The following is an 18,008-nucleotide window of genomic DNA, read 5'->3' on the forward strand; positions in this document are numbered from 1 at the left end:
CACGTTATCCGACTACCTCCACCGATAGAATAAAAGAGTCATTGTATAGTCAAAAGTTCGTTTAGGTTTTGCATTTAGGGTCGAGGGTATTTATGAAGCCACAGCTGGGAGATATCGTCATCAGCAGATATACGCTGGTATCGCTGCTGCGTAGTATGCCCGGCCTCGAGGCATGGAAGGCCAACGACCGGGTCCTCACGCGCGATTGTCAGCTCCTCATTGTCGCCGACAAGGCGATTATCCCCAGCTTCGAGGCCATCGCATCCACACTTACACTTTCGCGCGACCCCCATTTCACGCCGATCATCCAGATACAGCATGTCAATAAGATTCCTGTGCTGATCACCAACCTTGATGAAGGCATGTCACTCAACAATTACTTGGGCCACGGTGCTCGGAAACTGGGTTATGAGGCCATGCGCTCCATCATCGGCGAAGCAGCCGACGGCCTGGACACCTTGCTTCACGACGATCTGTACCTGCGGTCACTGAACACGAACGCCGTTCGCATTACCTCTCACGGAGTCCAGATTGCCGATGCGCCGTTGGCAGCTATGTTCAACAACGTGTTGCCAGTACCTCGTATGGCGCCGGAAATGCTGACGGTCCATGCGCTTGCTACCTTGCTTTATGCCATGCTCACAGGCAAACAAACTTCGGAAATCAAGGACTTCGATCTTTCCAAGCTTCCGAAGGACACGCCCGAAGAGTTTCGTGTCATTTGCGAACGCGGCCTGAAGATTCAGGACATAGACGAGCAATCGACTCTTCCGATGGTTTCGCTGGGCGAGCTTGTGGGTCTGCTGGGCGAATGGAAACCACTTGCCACCCTTCCGAACAGCGAAATAAAACTGCCGACTTCCGACGGCGAAGCCTCCATTTCAAGGCTTCCGCTTCGTCGTGCACGTCGTAGGGGACTGATTGACTTCCCCGAAAATCTTTTTAGCAGCCAGTTGGAATTCCGAGCCAAACAGGCTGCCGGAAACAGCACGTCTGAATCGAAGGCCGGGAAGGCAGCGCTGCCAAAGGTCGATGCGCCGGTATTGGCCACGGCTGCTTCCACTGCCGGCACTCCTTCTGCCAGCAAGAAATCAGGCAGCAAAACCACTGGCACAGACGCTGCGTCGAAGTCATCCAAGCCTTCATCTACTGCGTCCAACCAAAAGGCAGACACAACCTCTGCTTCCGAATCGGCATCCAAGCCCCAATCGGACAAGCAGGACGGGCAGCAGGGCAAATCTTCGAAACTGTGGCATCAGCGCAACCGGAATCGCCGTGGGCGCAACGACTTTGACTCCATCTTCGATTCCAACGATTCCGCACCGCGTATGGATCTGCATGACCTGACCGCCGCAGAAATGGCCGACGCTTTCAAATCGTTCGATTCAACAGCCGACGATTCCATCTTCCCTGAATTCAATCAGCACGCAGCACGAACCAGCAACCCGACGGTGCAGTTTGACTTTGCGGTTGAAAGTGATTCCGTTGACATGCCTGACGAAAATCCCGGCAGCCGGACCGAAGCGACCGACCGCATTCCAGTGCTTGACGCCGAGGGAAATTATGTCGCACCTGGACATGAATCCGCACGAGCCCTTCAAGAGGAACAGGAAGCAATCGCTGAGGCCAATCCCGTCATTCTTCCGCCCAGCTTCACACCGCAGCAGAAAGTGCACCAAACAGATGCCACCGGCGACGACATCGCCAACACCCCACTGTTGGGCAGACTGACCACCAAAGTGGTCGCCATCGTCACTGTCGTTGTGCTGATTATTGCGGCTGCAGGCATCGCTGCATACAAGCTGATTGGCCACGGCAGCAAAAACGGCGGCTCTTACCAGCAATCCAGAGCCGATCCTTGGCCCGAAATGAATCTCAATAAAGTGCCATTCGGCGCCGAGGCCACCGACGGAAACGAAAACAGCTCAAACAAGCAGGGGAACGACGCTTCCGAAAAGAATGATTCCACGAAGACGAACAAAGACAACAAGATCGCCAATGCCGTTCCTGCACCCTCAATTCCGGTAAACAACACACCGCTGACCATCGACAAGCAGGAGTTCTATCACAGCCCTACAGGACAGCAGGGCCTCGCATATTACATGCATCTGAGCGCTCCTGCGAACGTCACGCGCTTCGTGGTGCGCATCCGCACATCGGGCGGAACCGGCTATCTGCTCGCCAACACATCCCAGGACCCGAATGCGGGTCAGCAGGTGGCACAATTCACCTTCGACCAGAGCGGTACCACTGACGTCAAACTCGAGAAACCCACGCAATCACAGGACTTCCTGCTCTGGGTACCGATGGATTCACTGCCTAATCGCTCCCTCTATATCGAGCAGGTTCAGCTCTACTAAGTTGCTCGGATGTTCTTCGGTGGCGGCGCGAACAGACGAGTTATCAAACCAGGGAAGCGTGTGGGTGGCGTGCGCGTTCCAAAACAGCAATTGCATATATAACAGTGTGATGGCTAGAATTTTCTTTTACGTTCCTAATCGCGCGAAGTAACTGATTGGTACAGCTCCCGGCCTGCCGGAAGCACCAATCGAAGAAAGGCATGGCATCGATGTCTGAATCCAATAACGTTTCCGAACTACAAGGTGGTTTGACTGCTTCTGGTGCCGTCAACACCGAGATTTCTGAACACCATCGGCCAGATTCAAAGGCCACAGAGCAACGGGCAGCCACGGAATCGAAGGTCATCAGCAGCGATCCATGGTACGACTCATACGCGGCGCGCGCCGACAACATGCGTGCCTCCGAGATTCGTGCCCTCTTCTCCGTCGCCTCGCGCCCCGACGTCGTCTCGTTGGCAGGCGGAATGCCGTACCTCGAATACATGCCCTTCAGAGAGCTTTCGGAGCTGATCGGCAAAATGCTCGTCGACAAGGGCGATGTAGCTTGGCAGTATGGCTCGGCACAGGGCGATCCGCACCTACGCGAGGATGTGCTGCAGATCATGGCGCTTGAGGGCATCAAAGACGTACAGCCCGATGATGTGGTTATTTCCAACGGCTCCCAAAACGCGATCGACCTCATCACTCGTATCATGTGCGATCCGGGCGATGTAGTGATTGCCGAAGAGCCGAACTACGTCGGTGCGCTGGGGGTTTTCCAGTCTTTCCAGGTCGATGTCGTCAACGCGCAAACCGATGAGGACGGGCTTATTCCAGAATCGTTCGAGGAGAACATCAAAGCCCAGCTCAGTGCCGGCAAGAAGGTCAAGTTCCTTTACACCGTCCCTAATTTCCACAATCCCGCCGGTGTGACGATGAGCGTCGAGCGCCGTCCGCGCATCCTTGAAATCGCCCGTAAATACCATGTTCTTGTGGTCGAAGACAACCCTTACGGCCTGCTCGGTTTCGACGGGCAGACCTATCCCGCGCTGCGTTCGATGGATGCGGAGAACGTGGTTTATCTGTCCAGCTTCTCCAAGATCATCGCGCCGGGCATGCGCATCGCATGGATCGTGGCACCTCCGGGAATCCGTAAAAAGCTGGTGTTGGCCAACGAGGCCTCGATTCTGTGCCCGCCGAACATGAGCCAGATGACCATCAGCACGTACCTCGACAACTTCGACTGGAAACAGCAGATCGCACAGTACCGCGTCATGTACAAGGAACGCTGCGATGCAATGGACGCAGCCCTGCACGAATACCTGCCGTATTGCTCGTGGAACAAGCCCAAGGGCGGCTTCTACATCTGGCTCAAGATTCCCGAAGGTCTGAATTCCAAAGAAATGATGCCTCGTGCCATCACCGCAAAGGTCGCCTACGTCGCCGGCACCGGCTTCTATCTCGACGGCAGCGGCACGCACCACATGCGCCTTTCGTTCTGCTATCCTACACCGGACCAGATCGCGCTCGGCATCCAGCGTCTAGCAGGCGTAATGAACAACGAACTTAAGACGGCGGAACTATTTGGCACGACAAAGTCCGTCTCGGACAGATGAAAGACCGAGAGAGCATATTATGGCAAAGCACATGAAGATCAACACACCGGTTGACTCCCACAATCACACCCCCATCGATCGGCCAGCAACCACAGTTCTCGTCATCTGTGGCGGCATCAGCCACGAACGTGACGTTTCACTGGCCAGCGGACACCGCGTAAGCGGCTATCTTCAAAAAGCCGGCTGGAACGTGACCATGCACGATATGGACAGCGATCTGCTGCCATACCTGAGTGACCCGAAGACTCGACCCGACATCGTCTGGCCACTGTTGCACGGTGCCAATGGCGAGGACGGCTCGATTCGTGACATTCTGGAGGTGGAAGGGCTGCCGTATATCGGATCGCGAGCAAAAGCCTCGCGCACGGCATGGAGCAAACCTATCGCCAAGAACGTGGTTCGCAAGCTCGGAGGGCTTTCCACACCAATTTCGGTCGCATTGCCCGAATCAATGTTCCGTGAGCTGGGTGCAAGAAAAGTGGTGGACCTACTGGTCGATTCACTCAACTTGCCGCTGTTCGTCAAGCCCACACAAGGCGGTTCGGCAATGGGGTGCACACGCGTCGACAAGGCAGAGGAACTGCCTCAGGCGATGGTCAACAGCTTCGCCTACGGCAATGTCGCGCTGGTTGAGCAGGCCGTCACCGGCACCGAGATATCGGTCTCCATACTGGATATCGACGGTGTGCCTCTGGTTCTGCCGCCTCTTGAGGTGGCCACACCCGATGGCGATTACGACTACGAGGCCCGCATAACTCCCGGTCCCACGGATTTCTATGTCCCCGCACGTCTGCCTGAAACCGTGCTGAAAGCGGCTCAGGACGCAGCACTAGTAGCACACAACACACTGAGCCTGCGAGACATCTCCCGCACCGATTTTATTGTCAACGAGAGCGGCACCCCACAGTTCCTCGAGTCGAACGTAGCCCCCGGCATGACCGCGACCTCACAGTTGCCACAGGCGGCCGTCGCTGCCGGTTACAACCTTCCCGACCTTTATTCACAACTGGTCGAGTCGGTTCTGCACCAGCATCGCGCAGATAAGTAAGCCGAAGCATCCGACCCGACAGCCCTACCGGCACACGACAAAAACACGCGTTCCCGATGAACCAACGAAGCACACTGATGCTTCACATCTTTTAACGGTCCATCGGGAACGCGCGGTTAACGGCCTTGCCTCATCATTTACAGGCGGCCAGATTAGTGGTCTTGCGCTCAGCTGTACGGTATTTGCGCCGGCATCAGCAGCGCGGCAAGAACAATTAGCACCACAACCACGATTGCATCATAGACCAGCATCCGCTGCCACAGCGGCCGATAACGCAAAGCGCGGGTGCCTTTAAGCAACAGCCATGTCAGCACCAGCCCGACAATGAATCCACCGAGATGGGACTGCCAGGCCACTTCCGGCATAAACAAAGGCATCGCAAAGTTGACGGCGAGGCACATCAGCATTCCACGGATATCCGTCTTTGTGGTGCGGAACACCATCAGTAACGCCGCAAAAAGACCGAACAACGCATCGGAAGCACCGTACGCGGAAATACCCCAATCGTGGGTAACGGCACTGTAAACCAACAACCCCTCGGCTCCTCCGAGCCCGCAAATCAGGTAGAATGCCAGGAAATTCCAATGATCAAGCAATTTTTCAAGGTAAGGTCCGATGGCAATCAACGTAAGCATGTTGAATAAGACGTGAAACACGTTGGGATCATGCAAAAACATCGACGTCAACCACGTCCACGGCTTACCGAAAGCCAGCGCAGGCATAAACGCCCCATTGTACACAAGAAAAGCGAACTTCATGGGAGCGGCATATTTGCAGAATATCTCGATCAACCACATCACCACACAGATGACGACGATCGCACCCGTTATCACGGGCCCGCCGGACCTCCACTGATACCTCAGTCGCTGATACCACTGCCCGATGGTTCCGCCTTTATTAGTCATTTCTTTATTTTATCCGCGAACAAGTACAAGTCATTTGCCAAATAATGCCGAAATTCGGACAATGAGCGAAAACCTAGATCTGGATATCAAGAAATCTTGAACATTGTATTTTTCACGGTTTTGCACCCAATTGTCACAAAGTATCGGCTAAGATGGGGGTGACGTTGGCTTGGATGCACACAAGCCGGCACTTACGAAAGGAGCCGTCATGGAGAACAAGTCTTCTAACGGTTGGAAGTTCTTTGCGCTGCTCTTCGGCGGACTGCTTGCCGCAGCCACCGGTTGGTACCTGTACAAGCAGCAGAACCCCGACTATGATCCGTGGGAGGAGCCCTGGGAAAACAGCTCTTCTCCGATCGACTTGGGTCTTGAGAGGGAAGACGATCCGCAGCTCGGTGAGGGCTCGGACACTTCCATCGCCTGACCAGTCGTTCATTTACGTATCAAAACCGTCGCATCGCTTTTTGACAGTGCGGCGGTTTTGCTTTTCCATCCTTTGCCAATAACGTCGATATCGATGTGAACGCACATCACCCGCATCGATCCTGCGTCCATGAGAAGAGAGACGATGGCGCCATGGCAGCAATACGAGAACAGGATATTTCAAAGGGCATGGCCGCACTCAACCAATGGCGCAAAGCAACAGACGGGCATCGGGGTGAACCAGCCGAACAGCGGCTCGAGTTTTGCCCGAACGACTTGCAGCGCAACACATGGGCCATGGCAGTGCGATATTCGCTCTATCTCTTGGAAAACAAAGCGCCGGGCCCAGGTGTCGAAGTGCGCGTGGCCCCTTGGGGAGCCGTGAAAATTCTCGAAGGCCCGGACTCGGATCCGCATAATCTGACCCCGCCCGATGTCATCGAATTGGAGCCGGATGTGTGGCTGAGGTTGAGCTGCGGCCTAACAACGTGGGATGAGGAAAAAGCCGCCGGTCATATCAGTGCAATCGGTGAACGCGACAATCTGGCCGCACTGCTGCCGTTGGAGTGAAACGCCCTACCGCCCACAACGGCCGGTAACCGGCACAAACTTATGCTTCAGCGCTTTCTTCGGATTTCGGCTTGTGCAGAATGCTGGGAACAGGCATGCGAATCGGCTTGCGCGGCTTGGGCATGGCAACCTTCTTGGCACTGGACTTATCATCGCCGGAAGCCTTTGCTGCAGCTTCAGCGGCCCACTTGGCGTAATCGTCCAAATCGTCATCGACGACCGGCGAATCATGGTGCCGGTCTGCGGTGTTCGTACTCACGTCGGCAACCGTCTCATTGTGATCGGACGAATATTCCTGCTCAACTTCAACGAACGAGTCCGTTGATTCGCTTCCCGAGTCTTGTGCGCCGAGCTCTTTGGCGAGCTCATCATAATTGGTGTTGGTTGTCAAATACTTCAGCTTACGGGCCATCTTCTTTTGTTTAGCCTTTTGACGTCCCCGGCCCATTTGACCCCCCGAATTATTCTCAGTCGCATGTATTCATCAATATGATAGGATACCACCCAATTCGCCATCTTTCATTGTCGGCTCAGACTTTTACGATAAAAACAAGATTTTTCAGGCATCCAAGCAGCAATTGAGGGCAGGTCATGGCGGACGCACAAAACGGCGCAAACACGGAACAAATGACGGCGGCTGGCAATGAGATAAGCGCCAGCTTCGCTGCTGCAAAAAAACGTTCGGAGGCAGTCTCGGCAAAACTTGAGAAAGACCCAAACAAGTTCACCATGCTCAGCGGCGATCGCCCGACCGGACGCCTGCATTTGGGTCACTATTTCGGTTCGATTCGCGAACGAGTCGCGATGCAGAACAAAGGTGTGCACACCAACGTGCTCATCGCCGACTATCAGGTCATCACCGATCGCGACACCACCGAGCATATTCAGGACAACACCTTGAACCTCGTGCTTGATTATCTCGCTGCTGGCATCGATCCAAACAGGACTATGATTTTCGCACATTCGGCGATTCCAGCCGAGAATCAGCTCATGCTGCCTTTCCTTTCACTCGTTACCGAGGCAGAGCTGCTGCGCAATCCAACCGTGAAGGCCGAAGCCGAGGCAAGCGGACACGCACTCACCGGCTTGCTGCTGACTTATCCGGTTCATCAGGCCTGCGATATCCTCTTCTGCAAGGCAAACGTCGTGCCGATCGGCAAGGATAACCTGCCGCACGTCGAACTCACGCGCACCATCGCACGTCGCTTCAACGAACGTTACGCGAAGAAGGACCCAATCTTCCCCGAGCCGACGGCAATTCTGTCGGAAGCGCCCGAAATTCCAGGGCTCGACGGCCGCAAGATGAGCAAGTCCCATGGCAATTCCATCATGCTCAGCGCAACCGCGGAGGAAACCGCCAAACTCATCAAGAAGAGTCCGACCGATTCCGAACGCCGTATCACCTTCGACCCGAGCAACCGTCCGCAAGTTTCGGCGCTGCTGACCACTGCCGGACTCGTTACGGACCGCGATCCCAAAGAGATTGCCGAAGAGATCGGTGACTCGGGAGCAGGCGCACTCAAGCAGTACGTCATCGAATCCGTCAACGAATTCCTTGCCCCGCACCGCGAGCGTCGTGCCGAGCTTGCAAAGGACATGGACTCGATTCGTGACATCCTCAACGACGGCAACAAACGCGCCAACGCCATCGCCGAGGAAACCCTCGACCAGGTACGCGATGCTATGGGCATGCGCTACTAAACACCTTTTCACCCCAAAAGGTCGGCCGATACAGCGTCAGAAACGCTGAAAATACAACATTCCCCGAACCCGCATCGGCCGACCTTTGTTATTAAGGCAAACCGTAAACTTCGTATATTTACCGATTTTCTTTTCTTGTCACACAAAAAATGACAAAACCACAAATACGGTGATGACGCCTCAAATGTCGTAGCGCCAGGATTTGTCGGTGATTACGCGGGCCATGGCAAGGCCTATCGGCAGACAGAGTATGACCATGAAAGCACGGATGGCCCAGTCGAGGGCATTGAGCGTGTCGAACTGGCCGAGGTAGAACATCGCGCGGTACATATACAAGCCAGGGACCATGATGACGATTGCCGGGACAGTCAAGCAGATGCGCGGGTAACCGAGATAAGGCGGCAAGAAACCGTGCTGTACGGCTCCGCGCCAGAACGAAGCAAGCAGGCCGGCAAGCATCGCTCCCAAGAACGCGGCGGCCTCGGGCGGCATGCCCATATCGATCACGGTTAGACGCAACGTATCGGTGATCATACCGATGACCGCCGCGGTCAGACACATGCGCTGAGGTGAGTTGAAAAGCACAGAGAAACCCCAAACTCCGCCGAATGCGGCGAGCGCCCGCAACCCGGTATTGAGCCAGGGATTAAGGGTAAGGGACTCGAAGCCCTGCGGATTGAGATGGACGATGGACGCTACCATCCAGCCGGCGAACGTTGCCATCAGGATAAGCGCCATCGTGTAGACCAACCGCTGAATGCCGGATGGCAGGTCCAGTTTGGCGATATCAAGACCTCCTGTGATGAGCGGGAAGCCGGGGATGACGAAAAGCATCGCGCCGATATAGGCGGTGTCATGCCGAAGCGCGACCGGATTGACAAACCCTATTAGACGCAATGTGCCAATACAGGCAAATGCGGCCGCGGCGACGGCGATGAACGTGACGAAAAATTGGTTGAGATGGTGCGCAAAAAGCCGGCGACGAAGCCATTGCCCGATTCCCGCACCCACGAAAGCACCGATCATATCGAAGGGGCCACCGCCAAGCAAAAACACGAAGCATGCGCAGGCCACGGCCGCCGCAAGTCCCGAAAGCCACGGCGCATAAAGTGGCTTGCGATGTTGAATTAGGCTTAGACGCTCATGCGCTTGCCGCACAGTAATGCCGCGGCTGGCAGAAGTCCGAGTCTGTGTTTTTTCAGAATCGTTCAATGGAACCTGCCGAGGCTGTTCGTTTTCGACACCAACCTGTTTCTCTTGCGTTTGGCGGATGTGCTCGAAATGCTCAGCGTACTCGCCTTTCGGCGGCCGGAAACCAAGCTTTTTCGCTCGATCAATGGCCTTTTCCTGAATCCGCCGGCGCTTTTCGATTTCACGGTGTGCTTTCTGCACAGCCATCATCACCGAGTGCTCGGCCTCAGGATTGCCGAGCTGCTGCACCACTTCGGCCGAAACCGCGGGCTGCGCATGGTAGGTCGTCCCCGGACCACCTGCATTGATGCTGAACCAATCCGCAAAATGCTCAAGCAGCCAGATGCGCTCCGTATTGACCCCGATTGTCGGCAAATCGACGACTTGCGTAATCCTGCTTACCCCATCGGTGCACGAAACGTTCATGTCCTTGAGATTGACGTTCGCGCGAACATGAACGCCAAGCGTATAACCAATGCGATGCATCAACTCATGAATACGGAAACTTCCCGTGCCCGCGCATAGATCAAGTAGCCCCACGCGCACGATGATGCTAGCTTTCGCCGCAATTCCCGCATCAAGAACGGGAGTGTCCCAGTCTCGTTCGATGTCGGCAGTATCCAACGGGATGTAATGCGTCATCTTATCGCGCACTTTTGCACGACGGTCACTGTGGAGAGGCGCGCCATTCGCGTCCCCCTCACTCTCACAGTCCTCTATGGAATCCGCGGTTTGCGCGGCATCCTTGTATTCCTTGGAATCGAAATCATCCACCCCGCGGAAGATATCGCCAATCGAGGCCGCATCGTTCATTGCCATAACACTTCCCTCGTCGCCTTCCGGCTCCTTCTCAATCGTTTCGCATGCAAATAAGCCAAGTCTCTGCACCAAACCCCATTGAAACCCAACGGTACGGATACAGCGCATCCATACCGACATATCGCGATATTTCATTTTTAGCACTCGTGCATATTTAACCACTCTTCGAACAGCCTCGCATATCCACAATGAAATTCAGATTCCAACGCCTCACCGTTGCAACACAATGACCTCGAATCCAATCGTCGCACACCTGCAGTAATTCCAAAATTGAGAAAACACGATGATTCCTACTATAGTTTGTGAATTGGGAGTCTTCGCATCGATGAGACGAGGCGTTCGGTCGGCAGTGCAACGACAACTGACAACACTGCATATACCAGCGACGACCAGTCCTGATGACATGACGACCGGCAAAGGAGTATAAGAAATGAACACCGCCAGCACCGCAACCCGCCGGGCCGGGCCGTCCTGTCCATGCTCCTGGCCGTCCTCATCATGACGCTCGCCGCCTGCACCATACGCCCCGTGAAGCTCGAACCGCAACCCAAACCACAGCCCAAAAACGAGAAAGTCATCTACCCAGCCACATTCGTACGACGCTTCTGCATCTCAGAAGAGGAGAAAACACCCGAGGCCGTCGCACAGTCGTCCAAGGACGAAAGGCCGGGCTACTTCACCGACGTCTACGCCACACCCAAGGGCGACTGGGACATGCAGACCACCATCTACAACTGCCATACCAACCAACAAGTCATAACATTCAAAGCTTCAGACGGCTTGAACCTCAACCTAAAAACACTCGGTGACTGACCAACAAATCCGAAGAAGAAGCAGAAATACTACCGGTCAATTGCACGCAGTCTTCCGCTGGTGGCTAACGCCCAAATAGCGGTCAGAAAACCTACAGAAGACAATGAACCGCCGACATTCACCGACACGTCCGAAATATGACCATTACGAATTGTTATTGCACAAATGTCTGTTAGGTCGCTTTACAATCGAAATCGTACCTACCAAGCGAAGGCTTTGGGTCCGCAACGATCGACTCCACAACCGCGGAGGAGCCGCGGAACGCCGATAGACCGGACAACCGGAGTTTGGTCAGAAGGAGGGTTCAATGGCTAACACTATCAACAAAAAGAAGCCAACCAGCAATCAGCTCACTATGTCCGGAGCGCGAACCAAAAGCCCAGAAGAACACGATCTGCCCGAGTCGCTCAAAGACGATCTCGCCCTGTGTCTTGATATTCTGCGCACGGTGCTTGGGGAATACGACGAGACTCTGCTCTCCACGTTCGACACGGTTCGCGAATATGCCCTTAAGGCGAGCGCCGAACACTATGCGGAAACCATGGGGAAGAAAAAGTCCAAGGAAAACAATCTTGAGAAGGCCGAAAAGGTCATCGAAAGCCTGGATGTTCACCAAGCCCAATTGCTGGCACGCGCATTGACCACATATTTCCACCTGGCCAATCTTTGCGAGGAAAACTACCGCGTCTCAGTGTTGCACCAGCGCGAAGCAGACGTTGACGAAACGGCAGCCACCGATCCGGCCAACGAATTGACCGGCGCATATCATCAGCTCATCAACGAGATGGGCCCTGCAAAGGCGAAGAAGCTGCTCGACAAGCTCGAGTTCCATCCCGTTTTCACCGCGCACCCCACAGAAGCCCGCCGCAAGGCCGTTGAAGGCAAGATTCGCCGTATTGCCATGCTGCTGAGCGCAGGAAAGCTGCTGAGCGGATCGGACAAGAAGGAAAACAACCGCCGTCTTTACAACGAAATCGACGCACTGTTCCGCACTTCGCCGATCGGAGCCAAGAAGCCGACACCGGTCGAAGAGGCCGACACCATCATCGATATCTTCGACAACACGTTGTTCGACACGATTCCGCAGGTTTACCGTCGTTTCGACGATTGGCTTCTGGGCGACCAGGCCGGCGTTTCGGAACCGCAGTGCCCAGCGTTTTTCCATCCGGGATCCTGGATTGGCAGCGATCGCGACGGAAATCCGAACGTCACCGCCAAGGTCAGCCGCACTGTGGCCCGGAAATTCAGCGACCACGCCATCGAAGCGCTCGAGAAGGCCACACGTCAGGCCGGCACGAACCTGACGATGGAAGCGGTAACCACACCACCAAGCACTGAGCTTGTCAGCCTTTGGAGCCGTCAGAAGGAGATGAGCGAGCGTCTGACCGACAACGCGGAGATAATTTCCGCTCATGAGCCGCACCGTGCCGTCATGCTGGTTATGGCCGACCGTTTGCATCACACGGTGACGCGCGATGCCGACCTGATGTATAGGAGCTGCGACGATTTCATCACCGACCTGAAGATCGTTCAGCGTTCGCTGGCAGCCGCCGGCGCACGCCGCGCGGCTTACGGACCGGTGCAGGATGTGATTTGGAAGGCCGAAACCTTCGGGTTCCACCTAGTGGAGATGGAGTTCCGTCAGCATTCGCTCGTTCACAGCAGGGCTCTAGAGGACATTCGCGAGCACGGGCTGCATGGGGAGCGCGGCAAGCTTCAGCCGATGACGCATGAGGTGCTTGACACGTTCCGCGCGCTCGGTGCCATCCAGAAGCGCAACAGCGAGAAGGCCGCCCGACGTTACATCATCTCGTTCACCAAGTCCGCGCAAAACGTTCGCGATGTTTACGAACTGAACCGCATGGCGTTCTCGAACCCTGAGGATGTGCCGACCATCGATGTCATCCCGCTGTTTGAGCAGCTTGAAGATTTGCAGAACTGTGTGAGCGTCCTTGACGAAATGATCAAAATCCCTGAGGTGCAGGCACGACTGAAGGCCACGGGCGGCAAACTTGAGGTTATGCTCGGCTATTCGGACTCCTCCAAGGACGCCGGCCCGACCACGGCAACGCTTGCGTTGCATTCCGCACAGGGTCGCATCGCTGAGTGGGCCAAGGAACACGATATCGACCTGACGCTGTTCCACGGACGTGGCGGCGCTGTCGGTCGCGGCGGTGGCCCGGCAAACCGTGCGGTACTGGCCCAGCCGAAGGGTTCCGTCAACTGCCGCTTCAAGCTCACCGAGCAGGGCGAGAGTATTTTCGCACGTTACGGCAATCAGGTGCTAGCCATTCGCCACGTCGAATCGGTCGCGGCCGCGACGCTGTTGCAATCGGCCCCGAGTGTTGAGAAGACAAACACGGAAATGACCGAGAAGTATGCGCCGATGACGCAGAAACTCGACGACTCCTCGCACAAACGCTTCCTTGACCTGCTTAACACGCCCGATTTTGCGCCGTGGTTCTCCACAGTGACCCCGCTGACCGAAATCGGCCTGCTGCCCATCGGATCACGCCCGGCCAAGCGCGGACTGGGAGCCAAGTCACTTGACGATCTGCGTACGATTCCATGGGTCTTCTCGTGGGCACAGGCCCGCATCAACTTGGCCGCGTGGTACGGCTTGGGCACCGCCTGCGAGGAATTCGGCGACCTGAAGACGCTGCAAGGCGCCTACAAGGAACTGCCGATGTTCTCCACATTCATCGACAACATCGAGATGTCGCTGGCCAAAACCGATGAGCGCATCGCCAAGATGTATCTGGCACTGGGCGACCGCGACGACCTGCGCGACAAGGTACTTGGCGAGATGGAGCTGACCCGAAAGTGGGTGCTTGCCATCGTCGGCGACGACTGGCCGCTACAGCACCGACACGTGCTTGGCCAAGCCGTACGTGTGCGTTCGCCTTACGTCGACATCCTTTCCGTCATCCAGGTGCTCGCCCTGCGCGACCAGCGTGCGCTCGAGAAAAAGCGAGAAGCTGAAGAAGCTGCCAAGGCAAAGACCGCGAACGGCGCCATCGCCGCCAAGAAGTCGGATAATGAGGAACTGGCGCGCGACCAACAGCGCGGCGGTTTCACCTATCTGATTCTCTGCACGGTTTCCGGTGTGGCCGCCGGCTTGCAGAACACCGGCTGATCGCATCCATCAGTATAGACAAAGCGCCACGGACGTTCGAGAATCGTCATCGATTCCCATTCGCCCGTGGCGCTTTCTGATGTTTCGATTTCCACTCGAATCAGTATAAAACACATAAATCCATTAATTCTAAATGTTGATTTTGGCAAAAATTGACACGAAGCTCCTTAATATTGCAGCGCTAAAGTGCGAAAATCGCCAAAGTCGACATTTAGAGATACGATTTCAGTCATCAAAATGTCAATTTTGGAAGAAATCGATATTTATGGGATACAAAAGCATCAGCACCGAGTCCCACGCAAGTTCCTCAATCATACCGCCAGCCGATTTTGCCGAGCAGGAATATCAGCGCCGCCTGCAATTCCCCTCAACAATTCCAACAGACATCATTCTTGACGGATCCCATAAGATCTTTACCGTGTTGATTCCGGAATCCGTCACGCTGATCAGCGATATACTGCACCGCGAAACCGCCGTGGAGCATACATGGCTGGCACTACCCGGCGTGGCTCGCAAGGCCTATATCGGCGAACTTCTTACCGAAGAACTGTTAAGCACGAACCAAATGGAAGGCGTTCGCTCAACACGCAAAGAGGTCGAAGCGGCGCTGCAATCAGTCGACAACCCACTTTCGCACACACGCTTCAGTGAATTTGCGAAACTGTATTCAAGCATTTCCGGAAGCGAGCATTCCAAACTCCCCGAGACGCTCAACGATGTACGCAGCATCTACGATCAGGTTGTCGACGGAGAACTGTCCGACAACAACAAACCCGATGGGGAACTATTCCGCAAAAGCCACGTCGGAATCTACGACGAGGCCAACGGGCGCGAGATACACAGCGGTTTGCCCACCGAAGCGCGCATTCAAACTGCGCTTACCCAGATGCTTGCATTCATGCGCACCGAAGATGTTTCGCCGCTGCTTAAGGCAATCATCTGTCACTACACCTTCGAATATATCCACCCCTTCTACGACGGAAACGGAAGGACCGGAAGATTTCTGCTGACCTTACAGTTGCGCGAATATCTCTCGGCCCCCACGGCGCTATCGCTGGGACCGGTGATAGCGGAGAACAAGCATGCATATTACAAGGCCTTCGAAGACGCCGAGAATCCCCTGAATTGCTCGGAGATCTCATTCTTTGTGTTGCAAATGCTGCGGTTTATCCAAATCGCACAACGTCGGTTCAATGACAACCTCAACGAGAAGGAACTTGCGCTGAACACCGCCACGAACGCCATGATCCATTACGCGGCAGAACAGCGGCTGGACCCAATGTCTACAGACATTCTCTCAATACTTATTCAGCAACGACTGTTCCTTCGCCGAGAAGCGGAGCTGACTAGAGCGATGCTTGCCGGGTATGAAAACGTCGGACAAGCACGGATCCGGAGCAAACTAGAACTTCTCACGAGAAAAGACTTGATTTCCACGGTTGGAAAGCGACCGATCTGTTATCAGCTTTCCAACCATGCGTGCGAGCTATTCGGCATAGAGACGCGGAACCTCTAAAACCGTTGGACGGGGACGTGGGCTTTAGCCTCGTCGATCAGGTCAAGCATTTGGGGGACCGTTTTCTTGCCGAATTCGACCTTCTGACGAGTTGTGCCGTCTGGGGCCGTCCTGTTGACGACGATGCAGGGCACACTCATTGCGTCGTACTGGCTTTGCAGCTCGGGGAAGTGTGAGATGTCATATGCCTCGGCTCGCACCTTCGGGTTGTCGGCGGCAATGCGCTGAGCGGAAAGCACAGTGGTCGGGCACATGGTGCAAGTCAGCGAGACGAGCACCATCACTTCGGTTGTGCCGCCATCGGCATCGAGCGTTTCGATGCGCTGCTGGGTGCCATCATCGACGGACTGCCCCGGACCGGCGGCGTTGTAGAGCGCAAGCACAAACGAGTTGAATTCGTGTCCGCTCGGCACTCCATGGAAGGCCAGACCGGTCGGCTGCAACTCGCCGTCCGCGCCCGTCTTGCACAGGCGCACACACGGACGAACCATCGGCATCGAATCCTGGACGTCGAACGTTGCACGACCTCCCTCATCCTCTTCACCTTCGCCCGGCGCCAGCGCAACAACAACGGAAAGTTTGCCGCCGCTCAGACCGACCAGCTCATCGACGAATCCCTTGAGCTCCTGCGAAAGCTTGGTGCCGTCGAGCGAAAGCTCCAGCACCAGCGGCTGAGCCATCCGACCGAAAACCATGTCAAGCTGTTTGCGGATGGCATCATCGAAGAACCCTGAGGTCTTGGCAGCATCGCTCGCGCTCACAGACGCGGCAGCAGGAGCTGGGGAAGTGCCGGAAGTCGCTGCCTTCTCAGCTTTCTCAGCCTCGCTCTTCTCATAGTTCGAATTGGTGGGACGTGGCGGCACCAACCCTGTCTTCTCACTCATATCCTTGGCGTAGCGTTCAAGCTCCACACCGGCAACGGCACCATCCGATACGGCGGTGACCACCTGACGCAGGTTCTTCTTGCGCAGATCGCCAGCTGCATAGACACCCGCCGCGGAAGTTTCGAGGTAGCCGTGCGTGACGACATATCCGTAATCGTCCAAGTCGACGATACCTTTGAGGATATTGGTCTGCGGCTCGTATCCAGCAAACACAAAAACACCGAAATTCTTGCTCTTGCTCGGCTTCCACTCGGTGTCTTCGCCGGTTTTCCGGTTATGGAACACCGCGCTCACCAAGCCACCTTCACCGGCCGAGACCGACTTCATCTCGGTGTTGTAGCGAATGTCGATATTCGGTTCGTTCTTCGCCTCGTCAGCCACGGCCGAATCACACGTGAAATCGTCGCCGCGCACCAAAATTGTGACTTTGCTGGCGTATTTGGTGAGAAATACCGATTCCTCAGCAGCCGAGAAGCCGCCCCCGACGACCACGACTTCGCGTCCATTGAAGAACTCACCATCGCAGGTTGCGCAGTAGGAAATGCCACGACCGGCGTACTCGGCCTCGCCAGGGAAACCGATTTTGCGCGGGTTAGCGCCAGTGGCAACGAGAATGCCGAAAGTCTTCAAGTCACCGCGATCGGTGTGGACGGTCTTAATATCGTCTTCAACATCGAGACTGGTGGCATCGGCCGCCATGAACTCCGCACCGAAATCCTCGGCCTGACGACGCATGGTTTCGGTAAGCGTGCGGCCATCCGTCTTCGCAATGCCAGGATAGTTGACCACCTCGTTGGTGATATTGATTTGCCCACCGAACTCTTCCTTTTCAAGGATGAGCACGCGGTATCGCGCACGGGCCAGATAGAGGCCTGCCGTAAGACCTGCGGGACCTCCGCCGATCACCACAACATCATACAAATCGTCTTGCTGCTTCATAGTTTCCTTTATATTTTGCCGTCCTCAAACCATGCGGCGGCCCCATTTGCCGCCATCCCGCATATATCCGCCGCTAAAAGCACCCGATACACACTCACGCCGCACCGA

At 55.5% G+C, this 18,008-nt stretch carries 13 protein-coding genes; 9 read left to right on the forward strand and 4 right to left on the reverse strand.

Annotated elements, in window-relative coordinates:
- The first annotated feature begins 92 nt into the window (after positions 1 to 92).
- The 3 genes from GA0061077_RS05590 (at position 93) to GA0061077_RS05600 (ending at position 5,003) form a co-directional block, all read left to right on the forward strand.
- Positions 93 to 2,360 carry a protein kinase family protein gene (locus GA0061077_RS05590; protein WP_091847976.1) on the forward strand — a complete coding sequence of 756 codons (2,268 nt, stop codon included), beginning with the start codon at positions 93 to 95 and terminating at the stop codon, positions 2,358 to 2,360.
- A 209-nt stretch (positions 2,361 to 2,569) separates the two neighbouring features.
- Positions 2,570 to 3,955 carry an aminotransferase-like domain-containing protein gene (locus GA0061077_RS05595; RefSeq protein ID WP_091847977.1) on the forward strand — a complete coding sequence of 462 codons (1,386 nt, stop codon included), beginning with the start codon at positions 2,570 to 2,572 and terminating at the stop codon, positions 3,953 to 3,955.
- 31 nt (positions 3,956 to 3,986) lie between these two features.
- Positions 3,987 to 5,003 (forward strand): D-alanine--D-alanine ligase family protein, encoded by a 1,017-nt coding sequence (locus tag GA0061077_RS05600; protein WP_183193199.1) that lies wholly within the window; start codon positions 3,987 to 3,989, stop codon positions 5,001 to 5,003.
- 167 nt (positions 5,004 to 5,170) lie between these two features.
- On the opposite strand, the gene GA0061077_RS05605 is transcribed toward GA0061077_RS05600, so the two are convergent.
- Entirely contained in the window at positions 5,171 to 5,908 is a 738-nt protein-coding gene (locus GA0061077_RS05605; RefSeq protein ID WP_091847979.1) for a rhomboid family intramembrane serine protease, read from the reverse strand.
- Between the two features lie 208 nt (positions 5,909 to 6,116).
- Here GA0061077_RS05605 and GA0061077_RS05610 point away from each other — a divergent pair, with 208 nt between their 5' ends.
- Both GA0061077_RS05610 and GA0061077_RS05615 read left to right on the forward strand, forming a co-directional pair.
- A complete protein-coding gene (locus tag GA0061077_RS05610; RefSeq protein ID WP_091847980.1) occupies positions 6,117 to 6,332 on the forward strand; it encodes a hypothetical protein in 216 nt (71 codons plus the stop codon).
- Between the two features lie 152 nt (positions 6,333 to 6,484).
- Positions 6,485 to 6,901: a sterol carrier family protein gene (locus tag GA0061077_RS05615; protein ID WP_091847981.1), complete on the forward strand. Its 417-nt coding sequence runs from the start codon at positions 6,485 to 6,487 to the stop codon at positions 6,899 to 6,901.
- A gap of 40 nt (positions 6,902 to 6,941) precedes the next feature.
- On the opposite strand, the gene GA0061077_RS05620 is transcribed toward GA0061077_RS05615, so the two are convergent.
- Positions 6,942 to 7,349: a DUF3073 domain-containing protein gene (locus tag GA0061077_RS05620; RefSeq protein ID WP_091847982.1), complete on the reverse strand. Its 408-nt coding sequence runs from the start codon at positions 7,347 to 7,349 to the stop codon at positions 6,942 to 6,944.
- A gap of 143 nt (positions 7,350 to 7,492) precedes the next feature.
- Here GA0061077_RS05620 and trpS point away from each other — a divergent pair, with 143 nt between their 5' ends.
- Complete coding sequence (gene trpS, locus GA0061077_RS05625; protein ID WP_091847983.1) at positions 7,493 to 8,602, forward strand: tryptophan--tRNA ligase; 1,110 nt, start codon at positions 7,493 to 7,495, stop codon at positions 8,600 to 8,602.
- 180 nt (positions 8,603 to 8,782) lie between these two features.
- Here trpS and GA0061077_RS05630 read toward each other — a convergent pair whose 3' ends face one another.
- Positions 8,783 to 10,612 carry a threonine/serine exporter family protein gene (locus tag GA0061077_RS05630; RefSeq protein ID WP_375773990.1) on the reverse strand — a complete coding sequence of 610 codons (1,830 nt, stop codon included), beginning with the start codon at positions 10,610 to 10,612 and terminating at the stop codon, positions 8,783 to 8,785.
- 477 nt (positions 10,613 to 11,089) lie between these two features.
- On the opposite strand from GA0061077_RS05630, the gene GA0061077_RS05635 reads away from it, so the two are divergent.
- From GA0061077_RS05635 to GA0061077_RS05645, 3 genes are all read left to right on the forward strand, one after another.
- Entirely contained in the window at positions 11,090 to 11,425 is a 336-nt protein-coding gene (locus GA0061077_RS05635; RefSeq protein WP_091847984.1) for a hypothetical protein, read from the forward strand.
- 355 nt (positions 11,426 to 11,780) lie between these two features.
- Entirely contained in the window at positions 11,781 to 14,561 is a 2,781-nt protein-coding gene (locus GA0061077_RS05640; RefSeq protein WP_234696554.1) for a phosphoenolpyruvate carboxylase, read from the forward strand.
- Between the two features lie 265 nt (positions 14,562 to 14,826).
- Complete coding sequence (locus GA0061077_RS05645; RefSeq protein ID WP_159426924.1) at positions 14,827 to 16,077, forward strand: Fic family protein; 1,251 nt, start codon at positions 14,827 to 14,829, stop codon at positions 16,075 to 16,077.
- Here the strand turns inward: GA0061077_RS05645 and GA0061077_RS05650 are convergent.
- The gene (locus GA0061077_RS05650) at positions 16,074 to 17,900 is read right to left on the reverse strand and encodes an FAD-dependent oxidoreductase (RefSeq protein WP_091847987.1); all 1,827 of its coding nucleotides are present in this window, start codon (positions 17,898 to 17,900) and stop codon (positions 16,074 to 16,076) included. The genes GA0061077_RS05645 and GA0061077_RS05650 overlap by 4 nt on opposite strands.
- Between the last annotated feature and the right edge of the window lie 108 nt (positions 17,901 to 18,008).

The organism is Bifidobacterium commune, assembly GCF_900094885.1.
Lineage (GTDB): Bacteria > Actinomycetota > Actinomycetes > Actinomycetales > Bifidobacteriaceae > Bifidobacterium > Bifidobacterium commune.